Annotated in this window: 7 protein-coding genes and 1 pseudogene; 3 read left to right on the plus strand and 5 right to left on the minus strand. The window is 51.6% G+C overall.

The window, feature by feature from the left end:
• Nucleotides 1-155: 155 nt before the first annotated feature.
• Nucleotides 156-1922: a DNA mismatch repair protein MutS gene (locus tag WKK33_RS11335; RefSeq protein ID WP_337933952.1), complete on the minus strand. Its 1767-nt coding sequence runs from the start codon at nucleotides 1920-1922 to the stop codon at nucleotides 156-158.
• A gap of 17 nt (nucleotides 1923-1939) precedes the next feature.
• The gene (locus WKK33_RS11340; protein ID WP_337933953.1) at nucleotides 1940-4981 is read right to left on the minus strand and encodes a PEP/pyruvate-binding domain-containing protein; all 3042 of its coding nucleotides are present in this window, start codon (nucleotides 4979-4981) and stop codon (nucleotides 1940-1942) included.
• Between the two features lie 629 nt (nucleotides 4982-5610).
• On the opposite strand from WKK33_RS11340, the gene gdhA reads away from it, so the two are divergent.
• Both gdhA and WKK33_RS11350 read left to right on the plus strand, forming a co-directional pair.
• Nucleotides 5611-6951, plus strand: coding sequence for an NADP-specific glutamate dehydrogenase (gene gdhA / locus WKK33_RS11345; protein ID WP_215760080.1), 1341 nt, complete (start codon nucleotides 5611-5613; stop codon nucleotides 6949-6951).
• Between the two features lie 67 nt (nucleotides 6952-7018).
• A pseudogene (locus tag WKK33_RS11350) lies at nucleotides 7019-7444 on the plus strand (septal ring lytic transglycosylase RlpA family protein); the annotation flags it as partial.
• A 516-nt stretch (nucleotides 7445-7960) separates the two neighbouring features.
• On the opposite strand, the gene WKK33_RS11355 reads toward WKK33_RS11350, so the two are convergent.
• Both WKK33_RS11355 and WKK33_RS11360 read right to left on the minus strand, forming a co-directional pair.
• Nucleotides 7961-8824 carry a hypothetical protein gene (locus WKK33_RS11355; RefSeq protein ID WP_337570720.1) on the minus strand — a complete coding sequence of 288 codons (864 nt, stop codon included), beginning with the start codon at nucleotides 8822-8824 and terminating at the stop codon, nucleotides 7961-7963.
• A 124-nt stretch (nucleotides 8825-8948) separates the two neighbouring features.
• Nucleotides 8949-10061 carry a 5-methyltetrahydropteroyltriglutamate--homocysteine S-methyltransferase gene (locus tag WKK33_RS11360; protein ID WP_337933955.1) on the minus strand — a complete coding sequence of 371 codons (1113 nt, stop codon included), beginning with the start codon at nucleotides 10059-10061 and terminating at the stop codon, nucleotides 8949-8951.
• A 146-nt stretch (nucleotides 10062-10207) separates the two neighbouring features.
• Between WKK33_RS11360 and WKK33_RS11365 the strand changes: the two genes are divergently transcribed.
• A complete protein-coding gene (locus tag WKK33_RS11365) occupies nucleotides 10208-10690 on the plus strand; it encodes an Lrp/AsnC family transcriptional regulator (RefSeq protein WP_215760076.1) in 483 nt (160 codons plus the stop codon).
• A gap of 744 nt (nucleotides 10691-11434) precedes the next feature.
• Here the strand turns inward: WKK33_RS11365 and WKK33_RS11370 are convergent.
• Nucleotides 11435-13000, minus strand: a complete 1566-nt coding sequence (locus WKK33_RS11370) for an AAA family ATPase (RefSeq protein WP_337933957.1) — start codon at nucleotides 12998-13000, stop codon at nucleotides 11435-11437.
• Between the last annotated feature and the right edge of the window lie 377 nt (nucleotides 13001-13377).

Here is a 13377-nt window from a genome sequence, read left to right on the forward strand (position 1 = left end):
ACTTTATTTGATGAATTTTAATAACTATGCGATTTTATCGCATCAGTACTAATTCTTAATAGTAACGTAAGAATTTACATATTATTACATTTTTATGTTCCCAAGCCATTCGTCGGTGCCATAGCCTACCCTTGTGCTCCTATTAGAACGACACGTTACGCCTGTCCACTCTCCAGGATTTGCCTCAGGAGATAGGTGGCGTTTTGGTTCTTCGCAACACCAGGGGTTACCTTATAAGAATAGGTGACACGCTCACCCAATTCGATTTCAAAACAATAGTTGTGGAACCGTGAGGGTTCACGGTCGGCCATCTCGGAGAGTTTGAGGTCGTGGGTGGCAATGATGCCGGCCACATCCTTATGACTGATGGCCTCAAGAAACATGCGACTGCCATTGAGCTTGTCGGCCGAATTGGTGCCTTTCAGTATCTCATCGAGGATGATGAGCGTGGGCAGGGGCTGCCCGTCATGGCCCACGACATTGTGGCCGCAAAAGGCGATGAGCTGCTTGAGCCTCAACAGTTCGGCGTTGAAATAGCTGATGCCGCGACTGAGGTCGTCGCTGGTTCGCATGCTGGAGAAGAGTTTGAAGCGACTTACGGACAGGCGCTCGGCAAACACAGGCATACCGGTCATGGCCAACACATAGTTGACGCCGATGGCTCGCAAGAAGGTGGACTTGCCAGCCATATTGGCTCCTGTGACAATATAGAAGTTGCGGTCTTCGATGCGGAAGTCGTTGCGCACGGCCTTCGCACCCAAGAAGGGATGCCACAGACCGCGAGCCTCAAAGGTCAGCGTGCTGGTGGCCACCTGTTCGGGCCATACCGTGGCGGGGTGGTTGTATCGAAGGGTGGCCACGGTGACCTCCACATCCTTGCGAACCATGCGATCCATCCACGCTTCCACCTCGTCGGCGCCCTGCTCGCGCCACTTGGCAAAACGCCTGACGACGAGCATGTCGCTGAGGTAGAACGAGTCGGTGAGCAACAGACCAAGGATATTGCCACGCTTATCGAGATCGTTGAGCAAGCCATTCAATTGAGAGAAGGATGGGATGCGGGTAGGCGTCAGAAGCGAGACGACCGACACCAACTGGCGCATCTGCCCATGCAGGCGATCGAGAGCGCCCCCAATGTGGCGTAAGTGAGCGTTGCACAAGGCATAGGCCAAGAAGAAATGGAGGGTTCCCCACCACATGGGCAACATGGCGTCGACCCGCCCCATCACGGCCGCAATCACGCTAACGAGGAAGGCCACCACATCGATCCGCACCAGCAACGCTATCCAAGGCGACGTGAGGAAAGCGGGAATAGGCAACTGAAGAACAGCCATGAGCGACTGACGGATAGCCTCCGTATCAATCTTGCCCCGGGATCCCTTGGCGATAAACGCCATGCGGAACGACACATCGGCTGCCAAACGATCAATTTCCTCAGGCGTGGCGCCAATCGGCTGCAAGTCGCGAAGCCGCTGGGCTAGGGCATCACTGCCTCCCGTCGACACCGTTCGGCACATGCGCTGGTACAGACCGTCGGAGCCAAACAGGTCGAGGTCGAAACTGAAAGCATGATGGGCATCCACATAACGGGCGCCATCGTCGAAAGCGCCATGGTCGCCACATTGCGCCTGGGCTTCACGCTCGTAGGCCGTGCGAAGGTCTTCCTCATCGCATATGCGCTCATCATTGCGCACATCGAGCCTACGCACAGCCAAGTAGACCACCAGCGACACGAGTGAGAGGCCCACCTCTGTCATGCGCCAACCACTGTGGCTCGTTTGTGTGGCACCCACCATAAGGGCGAAAAAGGCTATGAAAGCCACTATTTCGACCACAACAAAGCCACGGCCACGCGCCCGTAACGCGCTCACCTGTCTGTCATAACGCTCCGCATGAGCGGTGTAGAACTGTTCAAGAGTCATCGGCAAAAGGATTGGGGTTACGGTTGGTCATTGGTTTCTACCACCTCATTCTCAGGCAACAGCACGGCGCCCACCTGCTTCTTGCCATCCATCATGATGCGCAATGGGCGGTCGAAGCGCACATGGCGCACCAATGCCGTCTCTTCCACGGCAGGCATCTGGTCGAGAATTTCCTTACGGAACAAGCCTCCCTCACCGGGGCGATTGGTATCGATAGTAAAATAGCCCACACCAAACGACGTGAGGTTCTGGAAGAAATGGGTGCCCTGACTGGGATCGACACGATAGTTGCGAAGCACCAACTCGACGATGACACGCGCGGCAGAGATATGGGGCCACTTAACGGGCACGCCAAGCCACGAATCGCTGGAGCCCCAACGGCCGGGGCCCACAAGCACATAGTTGCGGCCCTCATCGAGGAATTTCTGGTTGATGCGCTCTATATCGGAAGCCACGGCGGGATTGTGCATCGCCGTAAACTGGTCGTCGTACTTCACGTAAACCACATCGGTCACATCGTCGCTGATGCCATGGCCTAACGAGTTGTTGCTGCGCAACAGGCACTCTTCATCGGGGAGCGCCGCCACATCCTCCACAAGCGTCTGCTTAGAGTCGACTATGGGGCGGATCTGCAACAAGTAGAACTCACCGGTCTTGTCGGCATTGAGGTTGCAAGCAAACTCGATCTCAACGGGCCGACGCATGGCCTCTGCTCCATACTTCATCGACATCTGGAGTATCTGGGGCAAGGGGAAAACGTCGTGTTGCAACACACCGCAGAAGGATATGATCTTTCGCCCACCCTCATAGAGACCGTCACGAATGACCTGATCATAGGGATCGAAGGTCGAGGCGATATATTGCAACGAGCCTTCCTTGTCGGCTTCCTTCACCTTGAGCTTGAGGATATTGAATCCGTCATCAACCTTGAAATCGGCGCCCACATGCTTCATGTCGAGCGCATAGAAGTGGGTCTGGGTCTCACGGAGAGCTATCTCCATCTCACTCATCTGCAACACCTGGGCGGGATGGTAGGGCGACACGCGCAGGGTCTGTCCACCATCCACAATATACTTGCCAAGGCCCAGGGCCAACGAGGCGATGCCCTCCTCGGTCGTCTCGTCGCCTATGGGGTAATAGTTGAGACTGCGAAGCACGCCCGATATGTTGGGGTAATAGTGATCGCCATAGCTCTTGCCCACCACCTCCTGAAGGATGACGGCCATCTTCTCCTGATCGATGACATTGCTTGTGGCAGTCATGTATGCTTTCGAGTCGCGATAGTACACAGAGGCGTAGACACTCTTGATGGCGGCGGCCAACATGTGGAGCATCTCGTACTTATCCTCCAGGTAGGGAATCATATAGGTGTTGTAAATACCGGCGAAAGGCTGGTAATGACTGTCCTCAAGGAGCGAGCTGGAACGGATGGCGATAGGACTCTTCGTGGCTTCGAAGAAGGTAAAGAAGTCGTCGATGTAACTGTCGGGCAACTGAGCACGGAGGAAGTGTTGCAGGATGACATCGTCGGGGGCGTCGCTCAAGGCAATCTCGTAGAGGTTGTTTTGCTCCATGAACTGGTCGAAGACATCGGTACAGAGCACCACGGTTTTGGGTATGCGCACGCTGGCCCCAGGGTACTGATTGAACTGGGGATGGGTCTTCACCACATTGTCGAGGAAAGCCAAGCCACGGCCCTTGCCGCCAAGCGAACCGTCGCCAATGCGGGCGAAATGGGCATACTTGTCAAACTTACCACGGTCGAACACGGCCACCACACCAATATTCTTCATGTGGCGATACTGCACGATGGCGTCGAAGATAATCTGCCTATGGGCATCAACATCCTGCAACTTGTGCCAAGTGACGTGTTTCAGGAAGTTGGCCACGGGGAAGATAGCGCGAGCCGTGAGCCAACGACTCATGTGGTTGCGTGAGATGTGATAGAGCATGGAGTCGCGCGGTATCTTGAAGATATTGTCCTGCAAGTCTTTCAAACTACGGATGCGTGTGATGACGGCATGCGTCTTCGGGTCGCGGAAGATGAAGTCGCCAAAGCCCATGTGCTCCTCCAACAAGTGGCGTAGGTCGACACTGAGCATCTTCGAGTTCTTATCGACAAAGCGGAAGCCCTCGCGCTCAGCCCGTTCACGGTTAGCCGACTCGGAACTCTCCATGATCAGCGGCAGGAACTCGTCCTCACGACGAATGGCCTCAAGCAACTTAAAGCCGGCCTCAGGGTCTTTCTCGAGCGACGAGGCGCCAGCGCCCACGATCTGCGAGCGCTTGGTGGAATGGTAAGGGAAGCGCACATCACTGATGACACCTAAGCAATTGTTCTTGTAGCGCTCATAGATGCCCAACGCCTCCTCGTAGGTTCGAGCCAGCACCACCTTGGGCCGGCCACGCATGCGAAGGTTGGCGGCATGACGGTTGAGGGCCTCAGTGGAGAAGTTCTTACTCTGTTGCAAGATGTAACCATACAGATTGGGCAAGATGGAACTGTAGAAGCGGATGGAGTCCTCCACCAACAGGATCATCTGCACACCCGCCTCCTTGATGTCGTGCTCCAGGTTCATCTTGTCCTCGATAAGCTTGATGATGGACATGATGAGGTTAGTGTTGCCCAACCAGCAGAAAACATAGTCGAAGATGCTAAGGTCCTCGTCTTGCATGCGGCGCGTAATGCCATGCGAGAAGGGCGTGAGCACCACGCAATGGATCTCAGGGAACTTGCCCTTGATGGCGCGCGCCACGGTGAAGGCATCGTTGTCGGCTGTACCGGGCATACAGATCACCAAGTCGATCTTGGTGGTGGCCAGCACCTCCTCAGCCTCAGCGATAGTCGACACCTGCGTGAACGTGGGCGGATAACGAAGCCCAAGCTCCATGTATTCGTTGAAAATCTTCTCTTCCACGCGGCCATCGTCCTCGAGCATAAAAGCGTCGTAGGGATTGGCCACGATGAGCACATTGTAAATGCGACGCATCATCAAGTTGACAAACGTCACATCTTTTAGGATAAATTTATTCCACTCTTGCGGTATTTGGCTCTCCATGATAATATTGCGTAAGATTGACGCCGCTAAGTTACCACTTTTATTTCAGCCCACAAAAGCATTCAGAAGAAAGATGATAATCAACAAACATGCGACAAGCCTTCCGCAGCCCTCCATCCGCCCAGTGGGCACCGGAAGGAGCCACAACAAGAGAAGGGTAAAATAGTAAGTGCTCGTACACTGTGCGCACCATAACTTTGCTAAGCATCAGCATTGCTACGAAATAGGGTCATGGCAAGCAGGACGAGTAGACCTCCCAAACAAGTCGAAGTGTCGACAATGGAAGAACGACATGCGGAAACAACATATAAACAAGGTAGGAATTGGCAAGACGCTCAGCCCTTCGAGAGGTCGCGAACAACCACGAAAACACACCACAAATCGACCTTGCGGAATAAATTACAAAGGGCACAAACATACGTTATCGCACACAAACATTAAAAAATAACAAAATGCAACCGAGGGCAATAAATTTTTCCAAAAACATTTGGAAGCTATTGAATAAAAGACTATTTTTGCGGTGTCAATCATGACATAATGAAACGCGAAGGAGGAGCCAACCTTATTAACCTTTAACATTAACATGCGACAAACGGGCAAAACCGCGACCGCAAAGAACTATTACTACTATGGAAGTTGAAAAAATTATGCAGCAACTGGAGCAGAAGCATCCAGGCGAGTCTGAATTTTTGCAGGCTGTTCGTGAAGTGCTCATCTCAGTAAAGGACGTCTACAACCAGCATCCCGAGTTTGAGAAAGCAAAAATCATGGAGCGCATGGTGGAGCCTGAGCGCATCATCACCTTCAGAGTACCATGGGTGGACGACAAGGGTGAAGTGCAGGTCAACATCGGCTACCGCGTGCAGTTTAACAGCGCCATTGGCCCATACAAGGGTGGTCTGCGCTTCCATGCATCGGTGAACCTCAGCATCCTGAAGTTCCTCGGCTTCGAACAGACATTTAAGAACGCACTCACAACTCTGCCCATGGGCGGTGGCAAGGGTGGCTCAGATTTCTCACCTCGCGGCAAGAGCGACGCTGAGATCATGAGATTCTGCCAGAGCTTCATGCAGGAGTTATATAAATACGTAGGTCCCGAGACCGACATCCCCGCTGGCGACATCGGCGTAGGTGGACGCGAGATCGGTTACCTCTTCGGTGAATACAAGAAGTTGACCAGCATGTTCAAGGGCGCTACCCTTACAGGTAAGGGCCTGGAGTACGGCGGCAGCATCCTGAGACCTGAGGCTACAGGTTACGGAGCTCTCTACTTCGTTCACCACATGCTCGACACACGCGGCATCGACATCAAGGGCAAGACCATCGCCGTTTCTGGCTTCGGCAATGTGGCTTGGGGTGCTGTGCAGAAGGCTACCCAGCTGGGTGGTAAGGTCATCACCATCAGCGGACCCGATGGATACATCTACGATCCAGACGGCATCAGCGGTGAGAAGAACGACTACATGTTGGAGCTCCGCTCAAGCGGAAACGACATCGTGAAGCCTTACGCCGACAAGTTCCCCGGCTCTACATTCTATCCTGGCAAGAAGCCTTGGGAGCAGAAGGCCGACATCTATCTGACCTGCGCTACCCAGAACGAGCTCAACGGCGAGGACGCACAGAAGATCCTGGCACAGAAGCCTGTTTGCGTGGCCGAGGTGAGCAACATGGGTTGCACAGCAGAGGCTGTGGAGGCTTTCGTGAAGGCCGAGCAACTCTTCGCACCGGGTAAGGCCGTCAACGCTGGTGGCGTGGCAACGTCGGGCCTCGAGATGAGTCAAAACATTATGCGATTGCAGTGGAGCGACAAGGAAGTCGACGAGAAGCTGCACTTCATCATGAAGAACATTCACGAGCAGTGTGTGAAGTATGGCACAGAGCCTAACGGATACATCGACTACGTGAAGGGCGCCAACATCGCCGGCTTCATGAAGGTGGCCAAGGCCATGCTTGCACAGGGCATTGTGTAAGAAGGGCAGCTGCCATCGCGTACAAACCATAAATATTGTGAAATATAGAAGAGTACTATTTTTAGGAATCATATCAGTAATAGGTCTTACCCCTGTAGAGGCACAAACTCATAGGGGTAAGGCCTCTTATTATTCGAAAAGGGCGACAGGTGCGCGCACCGCAAGCGGCGAACGGCTGCATCACGACAGTCTGACGTGCGCCCATCGCAAGTATCCATTCGGCACACTCCTGAAGGTGAAGAACGTGTCGAACGGCAAGGAAATCATCGTCAAGGTGACCGACAGAGGCCCCTACGGACGAGGAAGAATCATCGATCTCAGCTATGGCGCCGCAAAAGCCTTGGGCATGTTGTCGCAAGGTGTTGCCATGGTGGAGGTGAGGCGGACCGACGGCCCCAACCCACCCTATCGCATGGACGAGGTGGAACGCGGACTACCCGACTTCGAGTTTGACTTTTCCAAGGCGGCCTACAGCTTCATAGACGACTGGAAAGGTAACGAAGAGGAGGTGGACCATGGAATGACCGAAGAGGAACGTCTCATGGAAAAGAAAATGCCTACTGCAAAGCAATCGCAGGAAAAACGGCGAAAAATACTCGCCCGACACAACGCCAACCTACATGCAACGGGCGAAAGCGGCGAGAAGGCGCAAAGCACCTCCCACACCCCAAAGCATCAGGCATCCAAAGCCGCAACCCCACACCACGCAAACAAGCACTTAGCTGCCACGAAGGGCGGCAAGCAACAAGCCCATAAGGCCAACGAGAAAAACAAGGAGAAAGACCCCACGTTCTGGAGCAGCGTCTTCGACGACGTGAAGAAATGGTTCGGCGACGGAAAGAACAACGACTAAGCCCAAATCGGCACGCATGCCGATTGGGAACCCCGAATTGGACTACCCACAACTTCATCATAAAAAAGCAAATGCGCTGAGAACTCAAAAGAGAACTCAGCGCATTTTCGATATATAACAGGGACGTTGCACCTTGCGGCACAACTTGCAACTACCTTATTTTACCGTCGGAATGTTAAACTCGGTCACCTTAGAGATATGAGTGTTTCCTTGGATGACACTCACGCAAAACTTAGCGGATCCATTCTTCAAACGACCATCGGCCTTGACCATGGCCGTATAGCGGATGCCCTTACCGGGTTGAATCTGCTCCACGTGCATGTTGGGCGACACGAAGATATGCTTGTTGCCTGTAGCCTCAACCACCGTGGGCTGGATGTCGTAGACCGTCCGCGGACCACGGTTCATCACCTCAAAGATAATCTTGCAGAGCTCTCCGCGCTCTATCTGCCCATTCTGGTTGGCGTCTACGAAGCGAGCGTTTACGATCTCAAGCGTAGGAGTGTACGAAAAGCCCTGGGCCATCTCGTCCACACCCGACTGCAACGGCATGGTGGTCTCAGGCTGCTGGGCGGTATAGTCGCCCGTATAGTCGGATGAGTTGAAATCATAGATGCGATCGTCGCCACTATTGGTAGCATCGAAACCGCTGCCATAAGTGTCGTCGGTGGCCACATCGTTCCAGTCGGAATGCGACGCCACATCCCCCACGCCGTTCTCGGCATGGCGACGATGGGCACGCGAAGCCGCACGCTCAGCCTTATCGCGCTTATACTGGTCCAGTTCCTCTTGCTGCTTTTGGTCTTTGGCCTGGCCGATGGCACCACCCACGATGGCACCGCCCGCCATACCCACAATGGTTCCAATATCCGAGCCACGCGGACCACCGGCTATGCCGCCAATGGCTGAGCCCAAGACACTACCCAACGTGGTGCCGGTGTAAGCACCGGCACCCGCGTAAGTATCGCAACCACTAAGCAAGAGAGTGGCTGCCATCATGACAATGATTGGCTTTTTCATTAACCTTCATCTTATTAACCTTTGGCAAAGATACAAAATAACGGCCAAAAGCAAGGGCTAAAATCCCTAAAATCGAATAGGGAAATCCCCACAATCGCTCCTTTACAAGCAATTGCCCCCAGGGCTACCCCCACACTTCCTCCACGATCTCGCGCACAAGGGCCAGCTTGGACCACTGTTGCTCCTCGGTCAGTTTGTTGCCAATCTCGCACGAGGCGAAGCCACACTGCGGGCTCAGGCTAAGACGGTCAAGGGGCACATACTTGGCGGCCTCGCGGATGCGGGCAATAACCGTCGCCTTATCCTCTAACACAGGCGACTTCGTGGTGATAAGTCCCAATACCACGCCTTTCTCGGGCGTGACCAGCTTGAGCGGCTCAAAGCCTCCTGAGCGTTCGTCGTCGTATTCCAGGTAATAGGCATCCACATTCTCCTTCGCAAACAGCCAGGGGGCCACAGGATCGTAGGCTCCCTTCGTGGCGTAGCACGAGTGGTAGTTGCCACGGCACACATGGGTGTTGACGGTCAATCCTTCGGGCTTGTCCTCAATGGCGAGGTTGTTCACCTTGAGGTATTGGAGGGCTTCGTGCTCAAGGGTGAACCCTGAGCCTGCCATCGACTTCCAAAAATCATCGTCGACAATCATGCCCCACGTGCAATCGTCGAGCTGAACGGTACGGCAACCGGCCGCATACACCTCATGGAAAAAGGTGCGATAGGCAGCGGCGATATCCTGCAGGAGCTCTTCGGTGTTGGGATAATACTCGCGCGTGTTGCGGGTGTTGTCGCCACGAAACAGCTCGGCCAGAAACTGTGCGGGGGCGGGAATGGTCAACTTTGCCTCAACACCATCCTCCTCAAACTGCTTGACATACAGGAAATCTTGGATAAACGGATGGTTCTCGCCCGAGATCCTGCCCGTGAGGCGCAGTGAGCCGTGGGTGGTCTCCTCGCCGTGGAACTGGTAACCATGGTCGAGCTCGATGTGCTCCACCCCGTTCAATCCCCACATAAAGTCGAGATGCCAATAACTACGCCGAAACTCTCCGTCGGTGATGTAGTGCAAACCACACGCCTTCTGCTTGGCCACTACGTCGGCAATCTCGCGATCCTCAACCTCACGGAGCGTCTCGGCGGAAATCTCACCAGCCGCAAAACGAGCGCGCGCTTCCTTCAACGCAGCGGGACGAAGATAACTGCCTACGGCTTCAAAATGTGTGTTTCTAAGGGTACTCATAATCATGATTTGTTTGAATTGTTATTGAATGATGGGCGCAAAATTACAAAGCAGACATTTAATCACCAAATATTCTTGCGTATTCGGAAATATTTCCTAATTTTGCGGTTATAACAAATGTTTCTCAGAATATTATTCTTCCAAAAATGACAAATCAAGAATCGCTCGACGAGACAGACATCAAGATTCTTAAGCTATTGCAGCAGAACTCACACATGACAGTAAAGGAGTTGGCGGCGCGGGTGCACCTGTCCACATCGCCCACGTTCGAACGGCAAAAGCGATTGGAGCGCGAGGGATATATCAAGCGCTACACGGCCGTGGTCGACCATCACAAGATGGGACACAACGTCATCGTGCTATGCAACATTCGACTCAAGCAACACACACACGACTTGATTCAACAATTCATGGACACGGTTCAATCGATAGACCGAATAACGGAGTGCTACAACACCACCGGCGACTACGACTTCCAAATCAAGGTGTATGCGCACGACATGAAAGACTACCAAGACTTCATGCTCAACACCCTGGGAAACATCGACTGCATAGGAAGCTTGCACAGCATCATCGTTATCGGAGAGATCAAAGACTCACATTACATTCCCGTAAGCAAAAAGAGATAAGCACCAAGCGATACCAACACATCCCAAGCGTCGCTTCACACCCAAAGGGAGCATCGCCCCACGTAGCCTCATGCCAAAGCCGCACCCTACGTTACCAAAAAGCGCAACAAACTATACATCAATCTACATTGTTGTTTTCAACCAACGCCCATTGTGCCTCCAAATACGCGATTCTCGCATATTTTTGTAACCACCTCACGTTCAGAACGTTATCACACAATAGCATTATTCCGCACACGACCACCCACAACAAGCACTACGAAAGATGCCTTTTCGCATTGCGAAACATGCCCAGCGGCAGCGCGAAAGACGCCAAACGGTGTCTCGGTTAGCCATGTTTCGAAACTCGAAAGATGCCTAACCGCAAGCGGTAATCTCACTTGGGACGTATCGAAAGGGAAAAAACGACTTTTCCGCGCTCTATTTCGCGCAAAAATCCAACACAACTTTTCCACCAAATATCCCTACAGCACCAGATGGTCTTACGGGTGCTTACCATGTCATAAGAAGGGTGCAGTATCTGCGCCATCATTGTGAGCGAGGAGTATTCCACATGAGTATCTGCACTGAGAATGATGACGAGAAGGTTTGGAATACGGAAAGACTGTTCCTTACATTATAATATGAATGCTATGCTTTTGAAGCAAATTAAAAGAGATGGAATATATGCTTGACGAAGAAGAATAAAATATCGGTCAAGCAAATGCCAGTCATTCATTGGCTTGTCTTTGCTTGACCGATATTTCATCTCTCCACTTTCCATTCTGTGATGTTTCTTTCGTCTTTTACATCGAAGCCAATCCCTACTTTAATAGTCTTCTTGTTGCTCATGGCGAAAGCGTCAGCATAATGGTTTGCGTTTATCTGGGCGAGAGCTTCATCGGCAGTATTGCCAAATTTCAATTCCATGATGTAAATGCTGTCTTGTGTCTCCAGCGTTATGTCTGTACGACCTTTTGACGTTCGTTGTTCCACAAGAATACGGTAGTCGGTAAGCAGGGAGAACACTACATACATGAGCTGTTGGAAATGTCCCTCGTATTTGGTATTCTCACAATAGGGCACAGTGGCAAGGAACGTACGGAACAGCTCCAATGCCCCGTCGATATCACCATTCTTTATCAGAACCGACATTTGGGCAATGGCGACCTTTCCCCTCTGTGAGCTTCGCGTCAGATAGTTGGGCAACAGACTCTTGAATAACCCTATGCGTATTTCCTTGTTGGGGATGCCCAACTCATAGAGGTTGGTCTCCTCGTCATAGTCCTTAATAGTAACATAGCCACTCTGATATAACAGAGGAACTATCGACTCCATCGTCTCAGTAGGAGCATCAAAGTCGGATACGTCAGCCATCTCACTTTCGCCAATATCCATTGGTGTAGTTCCAAACTTCCGCATCATCTCTATCAAGAACGTTGGTGTGCCAGAACCAAACCAATAAGCCCCTATTTTCTCTTTTGAGAAACAGTTCAGCAGACTATAAGGATTGAATATATCGGGCGACGGATATGTGAAATGGTAACCGTCGTAATTGTCCTTCAGTTGTTGTATGGCATTTTCTCTTGTGATTGACAACTTTTCAGCAAGCCGATCAATGTCGTCAGACATTTGTGTGAGCAATTCTTCCTTGGTAATGCCACAAATGCCAGCATAGGCTTCGTCCATACTGATATTGGTGATGTTGTTCAGTTCGCTGAATATGCTGAGCTGCGAGAATTTAGTTATACCCGTAAGGAACACGAAGCGTAGCATAGGCTCACACTGCTTCAACGGACTGTAGAAGTTGCGCATAAGATGCCGCAAGCTTTCAAGCCGTTCGTCTTGATGAACCACATCCAACAAGGGAGCGTCATATTCGTCGATAAGCACAACCACTTGCTTGCCTGTCTTTTTGTAGACAGAAGCTATAAGATTTGCCAAACGCACATTAGCGTCCACAGCATTACACTCAACGCCGAACCTGCGTTCGTTATCTTTAAGTATAAAGTCGAGATATCTGTTCAGTTGGTCTTCTTCCTGATGTTTGCCACCCGAAAGGTCGAAATGAAGCACAGGATATTCAGCCCACTCGTTTTCCAAATTGTCTATTGCCAACCCCTTGAAGAGTTCCTTGCGACCTTCAAAATAGCTCAGCAATGTGGAAACAAGAAGTGACTTGCCGAATCTGCGTGGACGACTCAAGAAGAAGTATTTGCCGTCAGAATTCGCCATACGGTATATATAGGCAGTCTTGTCTATATAAAGATTGTCATTCGTGCGGATTTCCGAGAAAGTCTGTATACCTATGGGATATAATTTTCTTGTCATACTCGCGGGTTGTTTTTATCACGATGCGAATATACAAAAAATATCTGATGTGTTAGAATGAACATCTCAATTATTTTTGTAAATTTGCCACCACATTGCTGTTATTATATTAACAGACGTAAATCATAAATAAATTTCCACGCATGGGTTTTGCTTATGAAAACGCTCTTCGGTATCTTGGCTTATTGCATATTTGCAACATGCGTCTATTCTCAAGAGGTGGCGGACACGGTAAGTGTGCGTGTGCAGTATTATGCATTGTATAAACACACGCAGGAACAAAAGGAAGCGTATGATGATATAAATCTGTTGGATATAGGGCGACATTCGTCTCGGTTTTATAGCCAACGGTTTGAGCGGTTTCTGCATCTGCGTGA

Origin of the sequence: Hallella sp., from assembly GCF_037460745.1 — a bacterium.
Taxonomy (GTDB): Bacteria; Bacteroidota; Bacteroidia; order Bacteroidales; family Bacteroidaceae; genus Prevotella; species Prevotella faecis.

Coding starts and splice junctions, on each gene's coding strand:
- WKK33_RS11335 (WP_337933952.1), bottom strand. CDS start 1,922: ATGACTCTTGAACAGTTCTACACCGCTCATGCGGAGCGTTATGACAGA.
- WKK33_RS11340 (WP_337933953.1), bottom strand. CDS start 4,981: ATGGAGAGCCAAATACCGCAAGAGTGGAATAAATTTATCCTAAAAGAT.
- gdhA (WP_215760080.1), top strand. CDS start 5,611: ATGGAAGTTGAAAAAATTATGCAGCAACTGGAGCAGAAGCATCCAGGC.
- WKK33_RS11355 (WP_337570720.1), bottom strand. CDS start 8,824: ATGAAAAAGCCAATCATTGTCATGATGGCAGCCACTCTCTTGCTTAGT.
- WKK33_RS11360 (WP_337933955.1), bottom strand. CDS start 10,061: ATGAGTACCCTTAGAAACACACATTTTGAAGCCGTAGGCAGTTATCTT.
- WKK33_RS11365 (WP_215760076.1), top strand. CDS start 10,208: ATGACAAATCAAGAATCGCTCGACGAGACAGACATCAAGATTCTTAAG.
- WKK33_RS11370 (WP_337933957.1), bottom strand. CDS start 13,000: ATGACAAGAAAATTATATCCCATAGGTATACAGACTTTCTCGGAAATC.